Annotated in this window: 19 protein-coding genes, 1 pseudogene and 1 other annotated feature; of the genes and pseudogenes, 8 read left to right on the top strand and 12 right to left on the bottom strand. The window is 54.8% G+C overall.

Annotated elements, in window-relative coordinates:
- Window positions 1–400 precede the first annotated feature (400 nt).
- From SJQ66_RS13660 to SJQ66_RS13625, 8 genes are all read right to left on the bottom strand, one after another.
- Window positions 401–1,219, bottom strand: a complete 819-nt coding sequence (locus SJQ66_RS13660; protein ID WP_320534471.1) for a type VI immunity family protein — start codon at window positions 1,217–1,219, stop codon at window positions 401–403.
- Between the two features lie 211 nt (window positions 1,220–1,430).
- A complete protein-coding gene (locus tag SJQ66_RS13655; RefSeq protein ID WP_320534470.1) occupies window positions 1,431–2,420 on the bottom strand; it encodes a type VI immunity family protein in 990 nt (329 codons plus the stop codon).
- A 34-nt stretch (window positions 2,421–2,454) separates the two neighbouring features.
- The gene (locus SJQ66_RS13650; RefSeq protein WP_320534469.1) at window positions 2,455–3,501 is read right to left on the bottom strand and encodes a DUF4150 domain-containing protein; all 1,047 of its coding nucleotides are present in this window, start codon (window positions 3,499–3,501) and stop codon (window positions 2,455–2,457) included.
- Complete coding sequence (locus tag SJQ66_RS13645; protein WP_320534468.1) at window positions 3,480–4,601, bottom strand: beta-ketoacyl synthase; 1,122 nt, start codon at window positions 4,599–4,601, stop codon at window positions 3,480–3,482. Before SJQ66_RS13645 ends, SJQ66_RS13650 begins: the two co-directional genes overlap by 22 nt.
- On the bottom strand, window positions 4,598–5,707 hold the full coding sequence (locus tag SJQ66_RS13640; RefSeq protein WP_320534467.1) for a DUF2169 family type VI secretion system accessory protein: 1,110 nt from the start codon (window positions 5,705–5,707) through the stop codon (window positions 4,598–4,600). Before SJQ66_RS13640 ends, SJQ66_RS13645 begins: the two co-directional genes overlap by 4 nt.
- Window positions 5,708–5,711: 4 nt before the next feature.
- Window positions 5,712–5,966 carry a hypothetical protein gene (locus SJQ66_RS13635; RefSeq protein WP_320534466.1) on the bottom strand — a complete coding sequence of 85 codons (255 nt, stop codon included), beginning with the start codon at window positions 5,964–5,966 and terminating at the stop codon, window positions 5,712–5,714.
- A complete protein-coding gene (locus SJQ66_RS13630) occupies window positions 5,963–7,306 on the bottom strand; it encodes a hypothetical protein (protein ID WP_320534465.1) in 1,344 nt (447 codons plus the stop codon). Before SJQ66_RS13630 ends, SJQ66_RS13635 begins: the two co-directional genes overlap by 4 nt.
- Entirely contained in the window at window positions 7,293–9,404 is a 2,112-nt protein-coding gene (locus SJQ66_RS13625; protein WP_320534464.1) for a type VI secretion system Vgr family protein, read from the bottom strand. Before SJQ66_RS13625 ends, SJQ66_RS13630 begins: the two co-directional genes overlap by 14 nt.
- A gap of 121 nt (window positions 9,405–9,525) precedes the next feature.
- Between SJQ66_RS13625 and tssF the strand changes: the two genes are divergently transcribed.
- The 6 genes from tssF to SJQ66_RS13595 all read left to right on the top strand — a co-directional run bounded on the left by tssF (window position 9,526) and on the right by SJQ66_RS13595 (window position 17,282).
- Window positions 9,526–11,418 carry a type VI secretion system baseplate subunit TssF gene (tssF, locus tag SJQ66_RS13620; protein WP_320534463.1) on the top strand — a complete coding sequence of 631 codons (1,893 nt, stop codon included), beginning with the start codon at window positions 9,526–9,528 and terminating at the stop codon, window positions 11,416–11,418.
- A 95-nt stretch (window positions 11,419–11,513) separates the two neighbouring features.
- Window positions 11,514–11,909 carry a DUF3592 domain-containing protein gene (locus SJQ66_RS13615; protein WP_320534462.1) on the top strand — a complete coding sequence of 132 codons (396 nt, stop codon included), beginning with the start codon at window positions 11,514–11,516 and terminating at the stop codon, window positions 11,907–11,909.
- Window positions 11,910–12,275: 366 nt separating this feature from the next.
- Window positions 12,276–13,510, top strand: a protein-coding gene (locus SJQ66_RS13610) for an IS3 family transposase (RefSeq protein WP_320534438.1) whose coding sequence is annotated in 2 segments (ribosomal slippage) — window positions 12,276–12,564 and window positions 12,564–13,510 — 1,236 coding nt in all. Because the reading frame shifts where the segments join, the coding sequence is not laid out codon by codon here.
- Window positions 12,554–12,670, top strand: a sequence feature (AL1L pseudoknot). It overlaps the preceding gene by 117 nt.
- A gap of 496 nt (window positions 13,511–14,006) precedes the next feature.
- Entirely contained in the window at window positions 14,007–15,521 is a 1,515-nt protein-coding gene (locus tag SJQ66_RS13605; protein ID WP_320534461.1) for an OmpA family protein, read from the top strand.
- Between the two features lie 353 nt (window positions 15,522–15,874).
- Window positions 15,875–16,995, top strand: a protein-coding gene (locus SJQ66_RS13600; RefSeq protein WP_320534460.1) for an IS3 family transposase whose coding sequence is annotated in 2 segments (ribosomal slippage) — window positions 15,875–16,115 and window positions 16,115–16,995 — 1,122 coding nt in all. Because the reading frame shifts where the segments join, the coding sequence is not laid out codon by codon here.
- Window positions 16,995–17,282, top strand: a complete 288-nt coding sequence (locus tag SJQ66_RS13595) for a hypothetical protein (RefSeq protein ID WP_320534459.1) — start codon at window positions 16,995–16,997, stop codon at window positions 17,280–17,282. Before SJQ66_RS13600 ends, SJQ66_RS13595 begins: the two co-directional genes overlap by 1 nt.
- A gap of 54 nt (window positions 17,283–17,336) precedes the next feature.
- Here the strand turns inward: SJQ66_RS13595 and SJQ66_RS13590 are convergent, their stop codons facing one another.
- Window positions 17,337–17,945, bottom strand: a complete 609-nt coding sequence (locus SJQ66_RS13590; protein ID WP_320534458.1) for a hypothetical protein — start codon at window positions 17,943–17,945, stop codon at window positions 17,337–17,339.
- Between the two features lie 482 nt (window positions 17,946–18,427).
- Between SJQ66_RS13590 and SJQ66_RS13585 the strand changes: the two genes are divergently transcribed.
- On the top strand, window positions 18,428–18,916 hold the full coding sequence (locus tag SJQ66_RS13585; protein ID WP_320534457.1) for a hypothetical protein: 489 nt from the start codon (window positions 18,428–18,430) through the stop codon (window positions 18,914–18,916).
- A protein-coding gene (locus SJQ66_RS13580; protein WP_320534441.1) for an IS3 family transposase occupies window positions 18,891–20,257 on the top strand; the annotation gives its coding sequence in 2 pieces (ribosomal slippage) (window positions 18,891–19,368 and window positions 19,368–20,257; 1,368 coding nt in all). The genes SJQ66_RS13585 and SJQ66_RS13580 overlap by 26 nt, the downstream gene beginning before the upstream one ends.
- Window positions 20,258–20,287: 30 nt before the next feature.
- On the opposite strand, the gene SJQ66_RS13575 is transcribed toward SJQ66_RS13580, so the two are convergent.
- The 3 genes and pseudogenes from SJQ66_RS13575 to SJQ66_RS13565 all read right to left on the bottom strand — a co-directional run bounded on the left by SJQ66_RS13575 (window position 20,288) and on the right by SJQ66_RS13565 (window position 23,910).
- A complete protein-coding gene (locus tag SJQ66_RS13575) occupies window positions 20,288–20,494 on the bottom strand; it encodes a hypothetical protein (protein ID WP_320534456.1) in 207 nt (68 codons plus the stop codon).
- Window positions 20,495–20,838: 344 nt separating this feature from the next.
- A complete protein-coding gene (gene tcuC, locus SJQ66_RS13570; RefSeq protein ID WP_320534455.1) occupies window positions 20,839–22,164 on the bottom strand; it encodes an MFS transporter in 1,326 nt (441 codons plus the stop codon).
- Between the two features lie 410 nt (window positions 22,165–22,574).
- Window positions 22,575–23,910 (bottom strand): annotated as a pseudogene (locus SJQ66_RS13565) (NAD(P)/FAD-dependent oxidoreductase).
- Window positions 23,911–24,179: the final 269 nt, after the last annotated feature.

Below are 24,179 nucleotides of genomic sequence, written 5' to 3'. Positions count from 1 at the left end.
TAGCGATTCAATGTCAACTTCCGGAATGCTTGCGTTGGAAGTCAATGTCGGTCGATTCATGATCATGTAATGCAAGAATGTGGAGAACGCGCCTTATCTTAAAAACCATGCACCTCTCTCCAGCCGTTGCAAGAATTCCGTAATTCTTTAAGGAAATGTAGCCTTACGATCCAACCGTAAACTTCTGACTCGTTCACGTGCAACGGCGCTATCTTGTTCCGAAAAGCAAAGCTCACAACCGAGTTCAAATTTCGCAGCCGGGCCAGCACTCGGCCGGTCGTACGGAAGATGAATGCGATCCAGGACGCACGCTCCGCCATTGGATTGGACGAGTTCAGCAATGACTTCGGCTAAGTTCGCAATGTTGCCAAGTAGGTCTCAGCGCCTAATTAAAAGCTGTTCAATCGAAGCGACGTATCCACGAGAGCGTTTCTTCCTTTCTGTCCAAGCCTGGAGCAACCCTGAAAAGCGAGGTTCTATAATCCTCGAAGCGAACTGATCTCGTATAACGCGCAACCATTCGGTATGCTTCAGGGATATTGTTTGTGGCTATATCGCCTAGTTGCGGTGCCTCACCCGCTTGGATAACGACACCACCGGGGTACTCGTGTACTTTGCATACAGGTTCCAGTGCGCCACGCATTGGCCCAATGCCGCCTAGCTCCGACACCAGTTCGTCGCCTAAAACCGTTAGCCAGTTTATTGATTTGATACGGTTGTGAACGGCTCCTACTTCACGAGCGAAATCCACCCCATCAATAAAGTCGAAACCAGGAAAGCGTTTCATCATCTGCAATGCGTACTTTGTATTCTGCGCCATGCCGGAAGCAAAAATAAACGTAAAGCCTCCACTGCCGTGCTTTGGCTTACAGATGGCGCACCATCGGAGAGTGCCAGCGAGTAACGTTTCATTATGCAAATAACTATCATCGTTACACACAGGCATGTAGGCAATTACAAACGAAAGCCTAGCGTCATCTGATCTTCCAGGGAGCACACTTGCTTGATAAGGTGCTATATCATCACTGGGCAAGCCTACATCAACAGCACCGTATAAGTCGGCGCTATAGCCTGTCTTGGGGGGATACTTTCTGAACTCAGCATCCAATTTTAATGCAAGATCATTGCGAGTCTGGACGGTGCGGCGTGTATCCCTTGGCAAGAATTCGTTCACGCGCTCAGGAAACGTCGCTTGGTAATCCAACAGGAAATTTTTCACTCGTTCGCGTGCAACGGCGCTATCTGGCTCCGAAAAGTAAAGCTCACAACCGAGTCCAAATTTCGCGGCCGGGCCAGCACTCGGTCGGTCGTACCGAAGATGAATGCGATCCAGGACGCACGCTCCGCCATTGGATTGGACGAGTTCGGCAATGACTTCGGTTGAGTTCGTCATGTTGTCGAGTAAATCTAAGCGCCTTATTAAAAGCTGTTCAATCGAAGCGACGTATCCACGAAAGCGTTTCTTCCTTTCTGTCCAGGCCTGGAGCAACCCTGAAAAGCGAGGTTCTATAATCCTCGAAGCGAACTGATCTCGTATAACGCGCAACCATTCGGTATGCCTCAGGGATATTGTTTGTGGCTATGTCGCCTAATTGCGGCGCCTCACCCGCCTGGATAACGACACCACCGGGGTATTCGTGTACTTTGCATACAGGTTCCAGTGCGCCACGCATTGGCCCAATGCCGCCTAGCTCCGAAACCAATTCGTCGCCTAAAACCGTTAGCCAGTTTATTGACTTGATACGGTTGTGAACAGTTCCTGCTTCGCGTGTGAAATCCACCCCATCAATAAAGTCGAAACCAGGAAAGCGTTTCATCATCTGCAATGCGTACTTTGTATTCTGCGCCATGCCGGAAGCAAAAATAAACGTAAAGCCGCCTGTCCCATGCTTTGGCTTACAGATGGCGCACCATCGAAGAGTGCCAGCGAGTAGCGTTTCATTATGCAAATAGCTATCATCGTCGCACACAGGCATATAGGCCTTCACGAACGAAAGCCGAGCGTCGTCCGGTCTTCCCGCGAGCACACTGCCCTTATAAGGTGCGACATCATCACTGGGCAACCCTACATCGACAGCACCGTATAAGGCGGTGCTATAGCCGGCTTCGGGAGGATGCTTTTTGAACTCAGCGTCCAATTTGGACACTAGATCATTGCGGATTTTTACGGTGCGGCGTGTATCCATTGGCAAGAATTCATTCACGCGTTCAGGAAACGTCGCTTGGTAATCCAACAGGAAATTTTTCACACGTTCACGTGCAACGGCGCTATCTTGCTCCGAAAAGTAAAGCTCACAACCGAGTCCAAATTTCGCGGCCGGGCCAGCACTCGGTCGGTCGTACGGAAGATGAATGCGGTCCAAGACGCATGCTCCGCCATTGGATCGAACCAATTCGCCTATTACTTCGTCTAGGTTCATAAAAATCTCTCTTGAATAAGGTTTTTCCAAAATATCACGGTATCGGTGCGGCATTGCGGAGAGGAAATACTCGCGTCGCTTCGGAGACAATGAATACCGCAATAAGCGCACCGCCGGTCAACTTAAGACCCGTCGAGGCCTGGAGCGCCTTTCCAAATTTATCCAGCAAGTCTTCCTTCACAGGTGCAGGGACGGTAACCGGTGCGGGTCCTTTGGGCGGCCAATCGTCGTCGCAATCACAGCGCTCGTCGACGCGAAATTCTTCAAAATTATCCGGATCACCCGTGTGTCTTTCGGCTATGTCGCGATAATCTCTTTGTGCATTTTCGGTTAACTCATCCTTGCCAAACTTCATATCATAAAGCTTTTTCACCTGTCCATTTTCGACCTCGGCTACATCCAGGCGACGGGAATCGGGTCGAACATATGCCGAGGTCGGGATATCGGGATTAGCCTTGCTGCCGATAAGATCCCAGCCGCTTTCGCGGTCATAGGGAATCTCGCGCCACATCTTCGCATCTGGTTTCGGGTGGCGTCCGTCGTAGTATTTCTCGTCGATTTTTTCGCGCACGCAGTTTTGGTACGTTTGGCCGTCTTTGAGCTTGCCTTTCCATTCTTTCAGACAAGCGCACGCCATCTCGCACATTTCGTCCAAAAAATCCTGGTCTTTTTGCGGCAGATCGCGTTGTTTGAGCCCAGCCATGTTCACGGTGTTACGGTGATTCATGAACAGCTTGTCGGTCAATCTACATGCCGGCTTTCCCTCGAAGAACACATCAAAGGAATGCGAAATCCAATCGGTCTCCGCTTTGTTCGTACCTGACACAACGCCTCCCATAGAGCCGCCTTCGTCGAAGATACTTTTCGAGAACTGACTCCCATAGTTAGCGATCATATTGCCGCCATCGGCAAACACCGTGGTTGTCCCCTTGATCAGGTCGCGGGAGTGCGCCTGATTTTGATAAGGGACCGGCGTGCCGTTACCTGGCGTCTTGCACACATCGGGCAGCGTGTTGTCCGATATTCCACCACTGCCGCGGTGACAAAGTGACAAGCCGTTTACATTGATGGTGATCGCCATGCCTGAATTTCTCCTGAGTCCGAGGGCGTTCCAACGTGCCCGAGCACCGCGGCGGCGCGCAACGTATCGTCCGAACTTGACAACACGAGGTGATGATTGATCTGCGGAAAACGCTTCAAGCGGTAAGCAGCCAGTGCAACATGCGCTACGGCACTCGCTGCATTCAAATCCGCACTGGCAAGCGGCGGTGTAACACGCTGCCAGTGAGGCGTGAATGACTCGGCAATACGGCTCACGGTAAAGCCAAATTGATCCGCGCGGTAAGGTTCGCCATTCAGATCGGCGATGACCGATCCGATAAGATTCGGCGCGTGTTCGCGCGCCTGCGCGATTGCATTTCGGCTGGCCTGTGTCAGACCCGCTCCCACACACACGCCGTTGGACGCATGAGTGATGGGTTCATCCGCCGTCGCTGCGCCAAGCAGCATTGCCCAGCCGTCGTTTGGCGTGTCCCCGGCGTTCCCAGCCGTCAACGCTATTGCGGCAGCTCCTTCGCCCGGTATGCGCCCATAAGAATTGGATAGAAAGTGCCCACGATAGGCGCGATCCGCGCCGTGAAGCAGCGATTGCATTTCAAGCGATGCGAGGGCGGCATGATGCAAGCCGGATTCCACGCCGAGTACTACCGCGACAGTACTGGCACCGCTGGCAAGTGTGGCGTGCGCATCCTGCAAGGCCGCGATACCGGCGGCGTGGCCACCGAGGCATAGCGTGACCTGCTCCCAACGGAAAGCGTTGATATGTACGGCGTCGGTGACCGTTTTCGCGAGATCGACGGGCAGATCCGGTTGCTTCGCGCCGTCGGGCAGCACAAGCCATAGTCGAGCAGGACCTGACGCCATCTGCGCGCTCATGCCGTCCGTCATATTCGCCAGGAGTTGCTTTAGCACGGATGTGGCGAGCGCCGCCCATCGAGCGGCATTAAATGGCATGTCCACTGGGAAGAAACTGGCCCGAACCGGATTACCTGCACGGTTGGTGTACGTCGGATGACGTTGAAGCAATAAAAGCTGCGTGCGCACGGCCGTGTCAGCCAGCCCGATAGTGGGACCGGAAGGGAATGTGCAGGCGGCGGACACGATGATCGATGGCGCGCTCATGCATTTCTCTCTGCAACCCCGCTGATTGCAGCGAGCGCACCGCCAAACGCGGGGACATCGGCGCGATCGAGCGGCCGCCGTTTCTGTGTGATCCGCGTGCGCTCGAGCAAGTTGACCTTGGCGTGGCATGGCAAGGCCATATGGTGGACGATGCTGACACGCGGCTCGCTCGGCTCGAGGATCACGGAGTGAATCACCGGTCGTGTGTATTCACGTGTGCCGTCATGAAAAAGGGTCTCGCAAAGGAGCGTCGCTTTGGGGAGGCGAAACGCCAATCGTCCGCCTACCAGGAAATCTGGACGTGTCATGTTCAAGAGCATCACGGTTTCGCCGCCTTTGAGACGACCGGCGATCTGTTGCTCTGGTGGCGCTATTTGCCAGAAGCGCGGATCGAGGTCTTCAGGCGGCAAGGGATATCGGCTCTCCCGCCACGCTGCGTCATAGGTCCCGGCGTACTGTCGACGCGGATGCCAATGCACGGGAATTGCACCGAAACCGATCGCCGGCGCCTCCTCGCCGCGCCTGATAATACGGCGATCGACAGGCTCGATATTCGCCAGCCAGACCCGTCCGTCGCCGTCTGCCGCTACCCCGCGACCAAGCGGGTTGCCGCCTATTCCATCGATGTCGTCGTCCGCAGCGCTGCCGCCAAACGCGCGTTCATAGACGAGTGGCATCGTCAAGAATGGTTCGGCCTCGCTCGGTGTCCAGGCGCGGCGAGCTGATCGAAACCAGCGGAACGACTTGACAGGTTGCCAGTATCGCTCGCCATGAACCCGGGCCATACGCGTCATCGGCCCCACTTGAAACCCGACTGTCAAGGCGACCACGGGCTCGCCATGCGGAGCCCAGGCATGGCCGTTGACGATGACATCCGTCGCCGATTTGGCGGGACCCAGATCGCTTTCGCAACGCAAGCTTTGAAACCCGGCACGTGGACTTGGGCCCAAGTCCACCGGCACTTGCTCGGCGGCGAGCTTGGTCGTCCCGTCAGGCAGGATGTCATACGTTGCTTTTACGGCGACCGCCCACACTTCCGTGCCGTCGCCGTCGCGAAACCAGGTTCGATCGGCCGCGAACGGTGTGCGGTTATCAATGCGCCACATAGGGTCAATTCAGCTCGATCTGGCCGCCGACAATGCGATTCATGCCCTCGGCTTCGCTCAGGATGTACTCCCCGCGCAAGGCGATCTTGCCGTTCGGATAGAGCGTGATGCTCGCTTTCCCGCAACGCAGCGTAATCTGCTGCTTGGCCTCGAACACCAGCGTGTCGTCCATGGTTTTCACCAGAGTGGTGGCGTGCTGGGGCTCGGACCGCTCGCTGACGCGCTCGGATGACGACATCAATTCGGCTTCGATTTTCATAAGGCGGTACTCCGCGGCAAAGTGGGAAACAACGCGCGCTGTGAGGGGGCAGGCAAACGAGTGGGGAACAGCGAACCCCGCGTCATTTTCTGGAAATGCACGGCGGCTAACGTGCGCCATTGAAGCGGGCCACTTGTCAGTACCGCAACGAGCGATTCCGAGGTGATTGGCATGCCTGCAAAATAGCGCTGCGTATCATTGAAACGCGCACTGGCACCCCGCCACCAATGCGCAAACGCAGCGCGCGCCGGCCACGGCAGGTCGACGTCCGGATCGGCGCTTGGCATGGTCGTACCGCCTTCGTCGCCGGTAGGACGCAAGAGCGGCTGTCCGAGCCAGCCATCGCGCAAGGGATCAGACCCAGTGAGCAACGTGAGCGACGCGGCAGCCAGCCGACTGGTTTGCGCGTCATCCAGATATGTCATCAACACTGGCACCGCATCGATACGCCCCAACCAGCCCAGTGCGAGTAAATAATGTCGCGTCGCGTCAGACCGCCTGAGAAGATCGAGCCGTTGCGTGGCGTGATCCGGTGCGAGCAGCGCCAGGTATTGCACCGTCTCGTACCGTACCTCGGCCTCGTCCGCGCCGAGCAAGTCCCACAGCAGGTCGCCGGCCATGGGCGTGTACTCATCCGGCGCGAGCACGAGCAGGGTTTTCGCGGCTGCCAACCTGACTGCTTGCGTTTCATGGTCGACATAACGCAAGGCCGCTAGCGCGAGGTCGCACCGGCCGCATGCGCGGATCATCCCCAGGGCCGCGCAGATTTCGGCCGCACTAGGCGCGGACTGGGATGGCAAGCACGCAAGCACGTCGTCCACAATGCCGTCAAAGTCGCGAAAGCGTAAGCCCGCCAGATGCAAGCGAAGAGATAAGGGCATCGCCTCGATACGGGCGCGAACCCACGCAGAGGCGGGCGCCCATTCGAACGCGTCCAACCACGGCGGTAACAGTCCCGGAACCGCGGCTGCAAGCCCCGCACACCGTTCAAGCATCACCGCATCGTTTATCGCGAGCGCATAGAGCGTCAGGGCGAACATTTCGCCACCTCGAAGCGGCGCTGCCGAGTCCACAAGCATTTTGGCGTGAGCCGTTTCTCCAAGTGCGACCAAAGAAGTCAGCGCCGCGTCCATGCGATCGTCCGTCACGGTAAGGTCGGCGAAATCCCAAACGGCACCGCGCAGTCGTCGTTCCCGGCGACGCCATCCCAATGCCAGCAGGTCCGCATGGTGATCCGTCAGTCGTGCGCTCGTGCTGTTGAGGAACGGGTCCACTTGGGTGCGAGGTTCTGGCACATCTGCCTGAAGCGTATCCATCGCCATCAAGTCAGTTGGTTTCAATGGTACCGCCCTTGAGCTTGAGCGTGCCTGACGCGGTGATCGTGATGTTCACCCCGCTCAAAGCGATATTGCCGTTGCTTTCCAAGATCAGCGATGCGCTTCCCGTTTTGACTTCAACCCGATCGCCGGCCTTGACCGTGTAGGTTTTCCCAACCACCGTTGCTTTCGACAGCCCCACTTCTTCCGCGCTCGCCAGCCCGACGGCGGAGTTGGCAGCGCCGGCGACGGTGACGGTATAGCCGCCGCCCACCGTCAAGGCCTTCGCCAGGCCCACCGTTTCTGTCGATGTGAGCGCAACCACGAGGTTCTCCATCCCCTTGATCACTTCTTCTCGATTGCCACCAACTGACAAGGTTTCGTTGGCGCCAACTTGTTCGGTGCGGTTGAGCGCGATTGTGATGGTCTCGTTGCTCCCGACTGTTTCCGTGCGATCGTTGCTTACTAGCACGGTTTCATCGTGACCAACCGTCTTCGTCCGGTCGTTCCCGACGCTATGCGACTCATCATTCTCCACTTCGATGCGCTGATCTTTTTCGGCGTGCAGCCATAATTCTTCTTGCCCGACCTTGTCCTCAAAACGGATCGCATTGGCGTTTTCACGTGTCGCGCCCTTGCTTGAACGGGTCAGGATGCCGCTTTGCGTGGCATTCTCAGGCAACGCCCAGGGCGGCATATTCTGTGCGTTATAGACCCTTGATATGATAAGCGGGCGGTCCGGATTGCCGTTCACGAAGATGACCACCACCTCGTCGCCGATGCGCGGGATATTGACCATACCGAAGCCGCTTCCCGCCCAGGGCTGTGCCACGCGCACCCAGCGCGAACTATCCTCGTTGCGCTTGCCGCGTCGATCCCAATGAAACTGTACTTTCACGCGGCCCAAGGCATCAGTGTAAATTTCCTCGTCGGCCGGCCCCACGACAATCGCTGTTTGAGGCCCCGGAATCGTAGGAGGTCCGAATGTGCGCACCGGCCGATACGGAACCTTTTTACGTATGCAGGTGAAATCGCAGCTGTAATGCGCGCCTCCTTCGCCTGCCTGATAATTGTTCTGGCCCGTGTGCGTAAGCGCGACCAACAGGAATTGCCGGTCGATGGACTCCGTATGCTGATGGTCGTAATGATTTTCCAACTGGAAATACCGTGCAGGCATCAAGCGCCGACTATTGCTTACACCGGTAAAAAGTTTGCTGTGCGCAGCCAATGCCTCGGTTCTGAAGCGTGCCAGTTCCTCGCCGCGGTCGCTGTTCGGGAAGCCATGCTCGCCGAGATAGGCATAGATTTCATTCGGGGCAACCTGACCTTGATTTACCTGCGTGTCACTCGACACCATGCGCCGTGCGTTCGGTACCTTGTAATCGAATGTCTTCAAGGTGACGCTGCTGGATGTCAGTTGACGAGTCGCCTGAAAGGACGTCACGACATCGACATCCTCTAAGGTTTCCGCTTTCGAGTAGGACAGCGAGGCGCTACGGCCATCGATCGGCTTGGCCATCACCGATGTGTCGGCGATAATCATTTTGTGGCTGTTTTTTGTGTGCTCGAAATAGAAGAACAGCCCCTCTTCCTGCATTAATCGCAAGGCAAAATCCAGGTCCGTTTCCTCATACTGCGTGCAGTAGCTCCGAACCTTCGTCGGTGTAGAGAGCCGAAATTCGTATGATGCCAGTGCGCCATATTCCTGAAAGACCTCGGTGAGGGTATCTTCCACGGTCTGTTCCTGAAACGCTCGAACATCCTGCCGCCGCGACAGCATCCACAGCCAGGGTTGCACAACGGCGCTGTAAATTGTAAAACCGCCGTCCGTATCACGATGGCTGAACGATGTGACATATCCATTGAAATACCTCGCTTCGGAGCTCGCCAGCCCCGAAGACAGACGCAGCGTAATCGTGATGGGCTGTCCGATCATTTGCTTGAGTTCGATACTGGCGTCTTGTGATGCCATTCTCAGGCGAATGTCGAAAAGCTGGCAGAGACCTTCCGTGGCATGCAGATCGACGATGACCATTGCGGAATGCCCAGTTAACGGCGTTTTTACATCGAATAACCGGTTTCCTTGCAACTGGAAAAGTGCCGCGATCTCGGAGAGTCCCATGGTGCACCGGCCCTGTAGTTCATCGAATGCAAAATGATATCATCATCGATAACATTAATTAACGTCCCTTATTTGTTCGCTGTACATAAGTTACTCGTGTCACAAACATTTATTGTTATTGATGCCGACTGAAGATCTTCTTCCGCATTACAACCGCGAGATGGCATTGCTTGTGCGCGGGTTAGCCGATTTCGCTAGAAGAAATCCTAAGGCGGCGAACCGGCTTGGCATGACAAGCGGGTTGTCGGAAGACCCGCACGTCGGGCGAATGTTGCAAAGCTTTGCGTTACTAGCCGCACGCATCGACAAGAAGCTCGATGATGATTACGCGGAATTCACGGAAGCGCTGGTGGAAATGATATATCCGGCCTATCTGCGGCCGCTGCCGTCGTGTGCGATTGCACAATTCCACCCAGACCCCCGCCGTGATCTTGCAGCCGAGCCTGTTGTGCCACGTGGAACGGAACTGGATACCAGCGCGGCATCTTGCCGCTTTCGAACCGTCTACGACGTGATCCTGTCACCGCTTCAGATCCGTCATGTCCGCTACCTCGCGACGGCGACCGCGCCGAGAACGATCGTGCTGCCGCGTGATGTGACAAGTATCCTGACGATTACGTTTGGCAATGCCATGCGTCACTGCCATGTTGACAAAATGAAGCCTGCACCGGCCGCGCGAATATGCTTATCTGGCGAACGCTCCCAGGTTGCCGTATTGAGCGACGCTTTGTCGCTCAGAACAGCTGCCGCGTTCATTGAAGTCGACAATGGCGGCCGGTGGAAGGCTCTTTCATGTAACCCTTTCAAGGCTGTTGGCTTTGCCGAAACTGACCGACTCTTGCCTAAAGGCGCGGGGGAACGCATTTCAGGAAGACAAGAGACCCCGCCTCTGCTGGAATATTTCGCTTTTCCCGAAATGTTCGATTTTGTCGATGTCGATATCGCACATTTGCAACGTGCGGCTGGCGACATCGATGAATCGGCGGAGATCGCACTGCATCTGGCGCTGCGTGGCGTTCCGTCCGAATCACCTCCCGCTCAGATCCTATCCGGTCTTGATGCGGGCGCGTTCAAGCTGTTCTGCACGCCGGTGGTCAACCTGTTCAAACGCGCCACCGTGCCGATCCTGCTCACAGGTGCGGATTCGGGTTACCCCGTCACACCTGTTCCCCTGGCGTCCGGGGCACCGCTTTGCGTGCATGCCATCGAGGAGGTTCAATTGCAAGAGCGCCTGCCGCCCAATGAACGGGCCGGTGGAGCCGAACGCGAAGTCAGGACATCATTGCCGCCGTACCACAACCTTAACGATGCGCATATGACAGATGCGGGCATTTACTGGCGTGCGAGTCGCGATAAGGATGGCAATCCCGGCGCGACCTTCCATACGCTCGATCAGCCATTGCTAGTATCTCTCTGCGGCACGGATGGGGTGTCCATACCGGTGCGGCGAGCGCAGTTGCACGTTGAAACGCTATCAAGCAACGGCGATCTACCATCACAGATATCGATTGGCTCACAAGAAGGTGACTTGCTCGATGAAGGTACGGCGCTGACCGCGCGCATTGTGTTTTTGACACCACCCACCAAGGCAGGCGAATTGCCGCGCGACGAGAGTGCTCTGTGGCATGTCATCACTGCGCTGGCCACGCAGGAACTGCACCTCACGGAGGCGGGTTTGCCTGCCTTGAAAACATTTTTGAAATTACATGCCCAACATGGACGTGCGCAGCATGTTGTCGATGCCATTGGTCACCTCCGTTGCACTCCGGCAGTGCGTTGGATGAGTGTGGGTGCGAGTTTTCCATCGTTTGTGCGAGGACTCGACATCAATTTGTGGTACGACGAAGTGGCTTTGCGCACCGTGAGCTTGTGTGTGTTCGCGAAAATAATGGAAGGTTTTTTTGTTGGATATGCCCCGACAAACAGCTATGTGCAATTGCGGATTCGATCGGCGCAAACCGGGGAGACCTTACTGGAATACGAGCCAAGGCCGGGATCAAGTCCTCTTTTGTGATCTGAATTGAGAACGGATAATTCTTGCAAAAGAGGTATGGTGCGGCAATACGGGTACGGAGATATGATACAAACTGTCTTTAAAAAGAGCTTCCGATGCGTGTCAAAGCGATGATCTTCATGGTGGTTGGGGCGATCCTTTTAGGCTTTGCAATTCCAACTGTTATAGGAACGCGGAATTTTCTAAGAACAGCCATAGCTGTTCCAGGAGTCGTAATCTCGGCTGGTCCAGGAGGGGTTCATGCTGAAATTGCATTCGTAACGAAAGCGGGCGAGAAATTGTCGTACATCCAAAATGGCGAAATTTCTAAAATGACCGCGGGTCAGCAAGTTACGGTTCTTTATAGACCAGAAGCACCGTGGGATCGACCGACGATCGATGAATTCGGTGCGATCTGGACAGGTACAGGCGCGCTGTTGCTCATTGGCGTTGGCTTTATATTTATCGGCTGGCTTAACTATCGATCTAAAAAAAGAACTCATCGGGGGTGACAGTGCCAACTATCAGACCGAGTAAATGGACATACGACACGGGAGCGACCGGCGGAGCGAGCGTTGAATTCATCGTAGCGTCGGGTGGCGAGATCATACTCAGGGATCCTAGTCAGCAAAAGGTCACCTTTTATTATGGTGGCGCCGGGCTTGGCATTGGCTTGGGAATTAACCTCTCGAAACTGAAGATCCCCCACTTTTCCTTGCCTAACATTGCAATGCCAAAGATCTTTGGTCGTGATGTCAGCGCTGCTGGATCGCTTGAATCATATTCCAGCGTCGGGACGATTTTTATGACCTCTGCATTTCGACGTAGTGAATCGCCCCGTATTTTGAGGAGGCACCAATTCTTGAGAGAATAGTGCCATGACCAAGACAAACAAATTTTCCCCAGAGATGCGCGAGCGTGCCGTGCGCATGGTGCAAGAGCACCGCAGCGAGTATCCGTCGTTGTGGGCGGCGGTCGAGTCCATCGCGCCGAAGATAGGCTGTGTGCCGCAGACGCTGTTGGATTGGGTGAAGCGCGACGAGGTCGACAAGGGACAGCGCGAAGGCCTGTCCAGCGACGAACGGGAGCGTATGAAGGAGCTGGAGCGCGAGGTCAAGGAACTGCGCCGCGCCAACGATATTTTAAAGACGGCCAGCGCGTTTTTCGCGCAGGCGGAGCTCGACCGCCGCTTGAAGTCGTGAAGGCGTATATCGACCGCCATCGCGATGCATACGGGGTCGAGCCCATTTGCAAAGTCTTGCAGATTGCCCCGTCTTGCTACAGACGCCATGCGGCTCGGCAGCGCAACCCGGCGCTGCGGTGTGAGCGGGCTCAGCGCGACGACGTGCTGATGACGGAGATTGAGCGCGTCTGGAACGCGAATTGGCAGGTTTATGGTGCCGACAAGGTCTGGAAGCAGCTGAACCGCGAGGGCATCCGTGTGGCGCGCTGTACGGTCGAACGGCTGATGAGGCGTCGAGGTTTGCAAGGCGCGCGACGCGGCAAGACTGTGCGCACCACGACGCCGGACACATCCGCGCCATGCCCGTTTGATCGGGTTCAACGCGTGTTCAGAGCGCAGCGCCCGAACCAGCTATGGGTGTCGGACTTTACCTATGTCTCGACCTGGCAAGGATGGGTGTATGTCGCGTTCGTCATTGATGTCTTCGCGCGGCGCATTGTCGGTTGGCGATTGAGCCGCACGATGCGCACGGACTTCGTTCTTGATGCCTTGGAACAAGCGTTATATGACCGTCAGCCTGCTGCGTCGGATGCTCTCGTACATCATTCGGATAGGGGGTCGCAATACGTATCCATTCGATACACCGAGCGACTCGCTGAGGCCGGCATTGAACCGTCGGTTGGCAGTCGCGGCGACAGTTACGATAATGCGCTCGCTGAGACCATCAACGGCTTGTACAAAACGGAACTGATTCACCGTCGAGCGCCGTGGAAAACGAGGGAATCGCTAGAGCTGGCTACGCTGCAATGGGTACACTGGTTCAACCATATTCGATTGCTCGAACCCATCGGGTACATCCCACCGGCAGAAGCTGAAGCAAATTACTGGCGTAAAATCGCCCACGAGTCCCAGGAAGCTGTTTTAACTTAACCCAACCCGCCTCCTCGATAGCCGGGGCGATTCATAGCGAGCTGACGAAGTCTGATTTCCAAGGTGGAGCAATCTATATCGATGCTGGTGCCGGCCTAATCTATGGCCGATCGGCGTCTGCCATGCTTCTGGGCATTCACTCGGCAAAACTCGCCACCGGATTGTCCAGCGCATCTACGATATGGCTTGCTGAAGAGGCAATCTTTGAGGCTCGCGCCATTTTGCTAATGTACGGCACTACTACGGGTCTAATCGCAGGTGGCAGCATCGGTATACTGGCTGGAAGTCTAACTTGAATACAGCACGACCAAGGTCGGCATCCGGGAAGTCAACATAGGGCGGATCTAATCGGCAACGAGATCCCTCTATCATTCGCACAAAGGATGACCAAATGCTCGGGGTTATTGAACGATCGACCGCCAATTGAAAAAATACTTATTTTATTGAAGCTCTTCTTTCGCTCTCATCTAAGAAAGTCATTTCATCCGCGGAAAAAATGATCGACCAAATGCAAAAAAAAAGAATTATCGATGGGATAAAGGATTTCAATAAAAAATCCACCAAAAAATCTAACGAAAAGATATCTTTCAAAGATCGCTGGGACTCATATAACACTATTGCATCTCTGTGTTACAAGATTTCCGCAGCTATCGGTGCGATCGTTGTTTTTTCTTATTTGTTTGAAATTAGATTTTTTCCAACAGGTTTAACTGCTGCAGAGGTTATTTTTTTCGTTTTTGTTGCAATGGGTTTTGGGCTAGTCTATGTGATGCTTGTCGGCTTCGGCGCAGCATCAGCAATATGGCTAATCAATCTGATAGTTTCATTTCGTAAGATTCTTCGGTTCAGACGGCGGCGCGGGAAAAAGGGTTGGAAATCTTGGGGTGCTCCGAAAAGATTACTATTAATGAGGGTTCATCGTTTTAGATATAAAACAACACGCCTTGCCAAACGCCACTACCACGTCTTGCATCCAGAGCTGCGAGGAATCGGCTGCACATTGTTGTCATGCGTTCTGTGTCTGGTTTTAGCAATTCTCGTTTTATCTACGGATGTGACTGCTATACATAGATTGATAGTGGGCATTTTTGTGAGTGGATTTATTGCTCTCAGTTTTTCATACGGAGGAGACAAACGAGGGAAAATTCAACCGGCCAAGAAAGGTTACTGGAATCTGGCGTGGTTTCGCCTGAGTTTCGCGACTGTTTCGCCACTTATCATGCTGGTCGCACTCCATAGTGCGATGGATCTTGTTCATGTTGTGTTTCAGCAACTGGGCATACGGATCATGGATGTAAGCGTTGAAGTCCCAGTCAATGAAATCGATTCAATTACACGAATCTCCGAGATATTAGGCCGCCCTCTTGTGGATTGCCATCGTTCAGCCAAAGGCGACCGTATGTTAGTTCATCATGCAGATGTGCTTTGGACAGGGGTTGGCAGTACAACGTATCTGTCTTTCAAAACAAATAACCAAGGAAAGCCCGCTTGGTTAGGGCCTGACATAAGTCCTTCTAAACAAGCATTGCTTCGACTTGATTCAGGTTCGGTTCATATTATAAGTGCAAGGCCGCTTTTGAACTCTTGCTTTGATTTGCCGAATGATATGCTCTTTAAAACCGCAGGATACACTCTTACGCCTAAAGCGGAGTCAACCCTTGGGGCAATTGTCACGTCGTTGCAGGCCGATGGCCAGATTGAACAGATTATTGTTAAAGGGCACAGCGATTCGCGCCGCATCACCGGAGCGACGGAACATACTGTAGGCGATAATCAACGGCTGTCAGAGCGGCGCGCTGAAGTTGTTGCCGCAGAAATTAAAAAGCTGATAGATAACAGAGATCTGGACATTACATCAGAAGGCGCCGGGAGTCGCGAGCCGAAGGTGACCTGCCCTACAGGCTCCTCGACCACATTATATGAAGCGCAGCAATGCAATGCGGTCAACCGTCGTGTCGAAATCCGCGTAAAGTATGCTGATACGAAAATATCGATGAAAAGCAAGCATTGAGTTTTTGATAATTCGTGCGTGCGGAGATCCAGGAACATCCGGCATGTCCCGTTCGAATTGACTATTTTTACCCATCCGCCGAAATTTAAAAATCTTCACTAAACCTTTGCCAAGCTGGGATTCCGGCTTAAAACCCCTTTCTCGGAGCTTACAGGCATACTCGGGCCGATTGCCGCTGCACTCGACGAAGCCGCGATTCCGTATGTCGTATTGACCAGCTATACAACCAATCACTGCACACCGGTCTGTAGATTCCTGGAGTCGATCTACTTGAAACATGAAATCCAAGATTGACCTGCTCCCCGCGATTGGTACGCGAATAATGTAGAGTCCGTTCCAAAGGGAGCGGAGAGATGAAGAAGCGATTCACGGAAGAGCAGATCATCGGCATATTGAAGGAAGCCGAGGCGGGTCTGAAGGCAGCTGAGCTGTGCCGTAAGCACGGGATTTCCGAGGCGACCTACTACAATTGGAAGGCGAAGTTCGGCGGGATGACGGTTTCAGAGGCGCAGCGGCTGAAGGAATTGGAATCCGAGAATGTCCGGCTGAAGCGATTGCTGGCTGAGTCGATGCTCGACAACGCCGCCTTGAAGGACCTCGTGCGCCAAAAGTAGCAAGCCCGCAGGCCAAGCGCGAAGCGGTTCAGAAGTTGATGACCGAACGCGCTATGGGCATCACCCGTGCCTGCGGGCTGGTTGGTATCTCCCGGTCTTTTTTTCTTTATAAGTCGACTCGCGAGAGCGATGTGGCTTTGAACGAACGCATGGCCGCCATCGCGGCCGTGAAGCGCCGCTATGGCTATCGCCGTATTCACGTGCTTCTGCGACGGGAAGGCTGGATTGCGAACCATAAGAAGATATGGCGGCTGTACAGCCTCGCTGGCCTGAGCGTTCGCCGACGCAAGCGCAAACGAATTGCGGCTGTCGAGCTAGTCCAAAAGCCCGTGCCCAGCGGCCCTAACCAGAGCTGGTCGATGGATTTTGTATCGGATGGCCTAGCGTATGGACGGCGCTTGCGAAGCTTGAACGTGGTCGACGATTACACGCGAGAATGTTTGGCGATTGAAGTTGATACGTCGTTGCCGGGCTTGCGGGTACGGCAGGTTATGGAGAGGCTTTGCGAGATGCGTGGCTTGCCGTTATCTATCACTGTGGATAACGGGCCCGAATTCGCAGGCAAAGTGCTTGATGCCTGGGCTTATGAGGCTGGGGTTACGCTGTCGTTCATTCGACCAGGAAAGCCCGTCGAGAACGCGTATATCGAGAGCTTCAACGGCAAGTTTCGAGACGAATGTCTGAATGAGCATTGGTTCACGTCGATGCGTCATGCCAGGGAAATCATCGAAGCCTGGCGCATCGAGTACAACACCGAGCGGCCACATAGTTCGCTTGGTTATCTAACGCCTGAACAGTTCGCCACCGCGTACTGTCAGAAAGGGTTTTTAACGACGGACTCTACAGCCGTTGGAGACTAATGCCGGGGGCAGGTCAAGATCTCAAAGGTTTGGCAAAAGTGGCAGGGGTGCCTGAGTTCAAATCAATGCCTTACATTCTTGACATTGACTTGGACTACTTTCATTCGGAGCGTTCAATCGAACCGGTTGAATCAAATACGTTTTATCAACTTATATGCAATGCGTTGGCAGTGCCGATTGCGACCGAGCCCTGGTATGTAGATCGGCTTAAGACCGCTGGATCAACAATCACCGCCGAATGGCTGTTGGAGCGCATGACTCGGCACATCGAAGCAGCGATGACATAGTCCTGGTACATCAAAAGGCAGAGAGGCGATTGAGAACCGCACTTGCGGCGGGAGTTACGACTGCTCGCACGTGCTGACCATGTACACCATTTTGCCGCCCAGGCACTTGTCCAGGATGGCGAGGCCAGCGGCGGCGCGGCTTGCATCGACGTTCATGGAGTCCCGCGGCATGTCTCTCAGATCGTTCCCAACGGGCAGTGCCCAGCCCTTCTTTGGGTGGTACTTTTTCTCGACGATCGCGCCGGCGTGGACGTCCGCGTAGGCATCGTCACGCCCCTGATCGAGGAACTTCCGGTAGGCCAGCTGGTAGTCCTCGTTGAAATCCACGTCCCGTTGAGTGATGAGCCGTGAAGCGTCCGCCGATGTGATGGTCCACGTCTTGTGGTCATCCCAGACGGTGTGATCGGGATTTGGGCTGTAATACGTGTGAGCGGCCACACGGTAGATGTCCCCATGCGGTTGGTGGATCTCCTGTCGCATGATCTTCACTTCAACCGAGTCCGCCCCGTAAGACGCCAGTTTCTCTGCGATGGCGATGGATGTTGCAGCCCATTCCGCCTGGCTACCACCGGTTACGCCGGCTTCGACGTCGGCAACCTTCAACTTGCCCTTGTACAAATCGCTGAACGAGGCGCCTTCAATGGTGAAGGGCAGTGCTTTCACGGTCGCGGCGCTTGGATTGAATGCGACGGTCGCCGCCGTCGCGGATTTCGGTGAACCTGAACTTGCGGTGTCTTTGCTACTGTCGTCGCATCCAGCAACGAACACACATACGGCCAACCCGGCGACATACAACGCCCTCATCTGTTTCCCCGTTCATTTTTATCGTTGTAAGCATTGTAACGGTAATCGTGGCACTGCAATGACCAACAGAAACGGCGCTGGCGCCGTTGCCATTTGGGGCGCTACCGCGCCGGCTGATGCCTTCGGCCTGTTAAGAGAAAGACACGGTCTACACCGCCAACACCCGTGCCGTGCCCCAGATGGAAACCCATCGCTTACTCTTTTCATTAGAAACCTGCACTCCGGGACTGGCGGCCCTGCGGAGTCATTGCCCGTGCGCTTTCGAGCTATATTCCGTTACAAGTGACAATGAACTGCCCGGTTTGGCATACTGCTGGAACTACTAAAGGACGGGTTTGGCCATGGCAATGGACTACAAACGATATCAAGACGAGGTGACCCAGGACGTAGCGCAGGTCTTGGCCGACGCGGAATGCCAGCCAATCTTGTTCGTTGGTTCTGGTTTTTCAAAGCGCTACGCGGGCGGGCCGAGTTGGGAGGAGCTGCTGAACCAGTTGGCGAAACAATGTTCGCTGATCGATAAAGATTTCGCGTACTACAAGCAAACGTACAACGGCGAGCTAAAAAAAATCGGCTCGGTATCCACGGATCTCTACCGCGAGTGGGCATGGGGAACAGGCAAGGAAAGTTTCCCAGTGGAATATTTTGACGCGGCGGCCCCTGCCGACATATTTATCAAGCACGCGATCAGCGAGCAGTTAAACGGGTTGGGTCCAAATGACCATGGGTCGTACGGTTCGCCAGAACTGAATCGCCCCGAATTTGAACTGACCCCCGAAAGTTGGACGCCAATCTCGGGGTGTGATGAGGACGTTCGATTTAGATTTTAAAATGAAGGTTGTCCGGGCGTACCTTGCTAGGAAAGGCGGATACAAGCTGCTCGGAAAGCGTTTTGGCATTTCAGAGAGCATGGTGCGACGATGGGTGGGTGCGTATGAGCATCACGGACGAGCTGGTCTGGTGCGGCAACGCGGCATCTACACGCCAGAACTCAAGCTTGAGGTGCTGCATCGTGCCGCCGCCGAAAATCTCTCCTATCTGGAACTGGCATCTATTTACAATATTGCAAATCCGAATAGCATCACAACGTGGCATCAACAACAAGCGCAGGGAAAACTCGGTTCTGTAACAAATGCGATACCCCCCAGGTTTCAGGACGTTCTCGTGCCATCAAAAAAGCCAGCCCCAAGTCAGTCCCCCGGAGCCACGGTGCCTGACGACACCGCGTACCTGCTTAGTGAGAACGAGCGTCTGCGCGCGGAGGTGGCGTACCTAGAAAAATTCAATGCCTTGGTTCTTGCGAAGAAATTGGCGCAGCAGAAAAAGCCAAGATAGTGCATGAATTAAGGCATGAGTTTTGTTTGGCACCGCTGCTCAGGGCTGCGGAATTGGCTCGCAGCACGTTTTACTATCAACTTAATGTGGCGAAGTCGCCTGACCGGAATCATGACCTTAAGGAAAAGATTCAATCGGTCTATTCCGCGCATCGCGGCCTGTATGGTTATCGGCGCGTTACTCTGGCTATCCGCAATGATGGCGAGGCCGTTAATCATAAGAAAGTGCAGCGGCTTATGAACGAGCTGGCAATGAAGTCAAGGATACGGAAGAAGAGATATCGGTCGTATAAAGGCGAATACGGCAAAGCTGCACCAAACGTTCTCAATCGCGACTTCACAGCGACACGACCCAATGAGAAATGGGTCACGGACGTGACCGAGTTCAGCGTTGGGGGTAAAAAGTTGTACCTCTCCCCAGTCCTGGACCTCTACAATGGTGAGATTGTGGCCTATGAGTCGAGCATTCGGCCGGACTTCTCAATGGTCATGGAGATGCTTAAAAAGACAGTGAAAGCACGCGGGAAGACGGCCAAGCCACTTCTGCATTCGGACCAGGGGTGGCATTATCGAATGCCCCTGTACCAAGCTGAGTTGGCACGGCGGGGTATCACGCAAAGCATGTCGCGAAAAGGAAATTGCTTCGACAATGCGGTAATGGAAAGTTTCTTCGGCACGTTAAAGGCGGAGTACTTCCATCTGAACGAGTTCGCAGACATCAATGCGTTACGCGCGGGTTTGAAAGAGTATATTGACTATTACAACCGGCAACGCATCAAGTCCAAGCTGGGTGGATTAAGTCCTGTTGGCTATCGGATGCGGGCGGGAGCCTGCTGACTTTACACTGTCCAACTTTCGGGGGTCAGTTCATACCCGGGACGATTCATTACCCATCAACGCGCCGATTTCACTAGGCATCGAGCACCGATCCGCCGCTTCCAGGATGCGCTTCTTATCGGCTGGCGACAAGCGGCGGCGCTGCGCTCGCGGGACGACCTCCGAATGGACGCTGTTTGTGTCATCACTGGACAACGTCGGTCCTTTGGAACCAGGCGACTTAGGGGCTTCGGCCATGACGGGCTCGTGGCTGGGATTGACGGGCATAAGGTACCTCGTTGCTCACTAATTTAACAGCAAGAGGTGACGCAGGTCATATCGGCACTTAGGGGAGGCGTAAAGCCACATAGACGAGAACGGTTAGCGAGACCGGTCATCCGTAGGATTTCAAGGGGCGACGGAACTTTCTGGTTGTAGCCCAGTATTGCTGCTGTGTCGACATCAGGACGGTTCATTACACAGCCAACGCGCGTGGTTGATGCAAATACGAGCTTCTGAGAAGAGATGCGCCGCACTTTACTGGACGCAGCGCATGCTCCGACGAACCTATGTCATGCCCGGTTCAGATGCCCGCTGATTTATCACGACTTCTGGTACGCACGTTCGGCGCCGTTTTGACTCGCCTTGCGGTAGAGGAACTGCGTCGCTCCAAAGCCGCAGAGCGCAGCTACACAAAGCCAATAGGAAGCAGCGGCCGGGTCGTGCATCACCTGAATGAGATAGGTGGAAATGGCCGGCGTTAGTCCACCGAATACTGCGGTGGCCAAGCTATAGGCGAGCGAAAATCCGGCAACACGGACATGGTCGGGCATCACCTCAGTAAGCGCCGCGGTAGCGGTGCCGTTGTAGACGCCGAAGTAGAAGGAGAACAGAAGCAGCACAGCGGCCAGATGCGAGACGCTCGGTGCGGCTGCGAGCCACGACATCGTCGGGTAGGCCGTGACAATGGCCATAACCGTAATGAGCGAGAGCACCGGGCGACGGCCAAAACGGTCCGACAATGCGCCACCGATTGGCAACCAGATGAAATTTGACACTGCGACCAGGATGGTGACGATGAGGCTGTCGGCAGTAGTCAGTTTGAGGACCGTTTTGCCAAAGGTGGGCGTGTACACGGTGATGAAGTAGAACGTGGTCGTCGTCATCGCAATGAGACACATGCCAGCGAGGACCGTCGGCAGGTTCTGCATCGTCGTTCTAAAAACTTCCTTGGTGTCAGGACGATGCGAGCGCGCCTTGAATTCGTCCGTTTCATCGAGCGAGCGGCGCAGGACGAACAGAAACGGAACTATAAGACAGCCGATGAAGAATGGAATACGCCATGCGAACGCCAAAATCTGGCTGCTCGTGAACAATTCGTTCAGCACATAACCCAGCGCCGACGCGCAAATGATGGATATCTGCTGGCTCGCCGATTGCCAACTCGTGTAGAAGCCCTTACGTCCTGGCGTTGCAATTTCCGCGAGATAGACGGATACGCCACCAAGCTCGGCGCCGGCGGAGAAGCCTTGGAGTAGGCGACCGACGAGAACGAGCAGCGGGGCCGCAATGCCAATCGTTGCGTAACCCGGCACGCAGGCAATCAGAAGCGTGCCTGTCGCCATCAAAGTCAGCGTAACTACCAAGCCTTTGCGACGGCCAACCTTGTCGATATACGCACCTAGAATAATTGCGCCCAGAGGACGCACCAGAAAGCCAGCCGCGAAGACCACGAACGTCAGCATCAGTGATGCAAATTCGCTGTAACTCGGAAAAAAGACCTTCGAGATGTACGTCGCGTAGAAGCCGAACAGGAAAAAGTCAAACTGTTCGAGAAAGTTGCCGCTGGTTACCCGAAAGATTGCGCCGACCTTGGATGCGCCGGTCGCAGGGATATTGCTGCTTATGTCGTGCGAAGAAGGGTTCACAAAACCTCCGTCCGTTGGGCGCCGTAGGGGCGCGCTGATGAGAAAGGCGCATGCGCCGGCGAGCGATACGCGTATGGGGTTTGTGCAACGAACCCTGATAAAGCATTTATGATTTATATGATCACAAAATGCACAAAACTATAGTATCGCGAGGTGAGCTGCGAGCCTTTAGAGAAAAACCCTATCTTCGGTGAGGCTGCTGAAAAAACCGTTCTAGCAGAGCATCAAGTGATGTCTCAAATGCGCAAGGTTCGCGCGAAGCAAACGAAAATTAGCAACGGTTCCAAAAAAATAAATTGCGTTTTGTGATCTCTTTTGGGTATCCAACGAGCGCCCCCGCAATCACGGCCGGCGGACGTGCCGAGCGCGACGTGGGGGGGTGCCGACGATAGGACATTGGAAAGTGATTCTCAGTGCAACTTGACGCGTGGGACCGTTGTACGGCGAAGCCAGTGAGCGGCAGTGTCAAGAGCCATGCGTGAAAAACCGTGCGGCGCGGCGATATGCATGCGATGCAAGGACATATACATGAATCGCGCTAGCAGACCTTCAATGAAAATATTCCCTCCGATTACACCGCCCATCAAATTGCCAACGGCGCTATGGTGGCCCAGTGAAACAAGGGAGCCCAAGTCTCGGTAACTGAATTCGGTAGAACGCGGCCGTCAATGCCGGCTCGAACCGCACGAAACAGAAAGCTGGCTTGCTGGTGAGCGGCTTGCGCACGCGGAGGTACGTTCTTGCCTTCGTGCGCCGGCCAAGGGCACGCCGCGCAATCGCCAAGCGCGAAAACATTATCGTCAAGCGTGGTTTGAAGCGTGGGAGTACTTCAAGCTGTCCGGGACGATTCACTGTCAGACCGTCTAATAGACCTAGGATGGCGGGAGATTTAATACCTGCTGCCCACACGGTCAGGTCGGCCCAAATCGTCTTTCCGCTTGCGGTACGGACGCAGCCGGGCGCTATCTCCGCAACTATTTTGCCAGTCATCATTCTCACGCCGAGCTTCGTCAGCAGTTCTGTCGTGGTTGTCGACACGCGCTCCGACAAGGCGGGCAAGATACGTGGACCGGCTTCGATTAGGACAATGCCGACGTCGTGGCGCGGGTCGAGTTTGTTGATTCCGTAGGCTGATAGAACCTGCGCGGTGTTTCGCAATTCGGCAGAAAGCGCCCCGCCCGTTGCTCCAGCCCCGACGATTGCGACCTGGACCTTCGGCTCTCCATTCGTTTTTGTCTGGCATTCGGTCGACTGAAATTCAGCGCTGACACAGGCAGAGATAAGGCGTTTCCGAAAGCGCTCCCCTTGTCTGACAGTGTCGAGCGCAATGGAGTGCTCCTGAGCGCCTTTGACGCCAAAAAAGTGAGTGGTGCTCCCAACGGCGACAACAAGCGTGTCGTTTTTAATCTCCCGACGCGGCAGAAGCTCGACGCCATCTTCATCAGCCATCGAACCGAGCGTTATCTGGCGGTGCTCACGGTTGAGCCCAATCAGCCCGCCTAACTGGAACTCGAAATTGTGCCAGCGGGCTTGCGCAGCGTAGGAAAGCTCCAGCCTAAACGGGTCCATACTGCCTGCGGCAACCTCGTGAAGAAGTGGCTTCCAGATATGTGTGGGATTTCGGTCGACCAGCGTTACGTTTACGCCGTCGCCCCTGTTACGCATATTCGATGCATAACGGTCACCCAGACGCGTTTCTAACTCAAGGCCGCCCACCCTTCCCCCCACGACAATAATCCGATGCATTTCCAGTCTCCAAAGCTGCCGCTGACGAAATGTGCCGCCCAATCTATGTGGGCAAACGCAAGACGACAGAAATCGCGCGGAAGAACGTGAAGAGTTTCAAGTTCGTTTGCGAGTCGATAGAGCATGCAGCCTTGACCGTGAAGGAAGACCGCTGCGAGATTTAATTGCTCGCTGCTCTCACTACTGTGACCTTGCGTCGACAGTCCAAGAGAGCAAGGGAAGAAGACGATTGACCGTCGAGTTGATTTACCGCAATGACAGCATCGGTA

Origin of the sequence: Robbsia andropogonis (assembly GCF_034047095.1) — a bacterium.
Taxonomy (GTDB): domain Bacteria; phylum Pseudomonadota; class Gammaproteobacteria; order Burkholderiales; family Burkholderiaceae; genus Robbsia; species Robbsia andropogonis.
The sequence above is the reverse complement of the archived record's forward strand: the minus strand, read 5'-3'. Positions and strand labels throughout refer to the sequence as shown.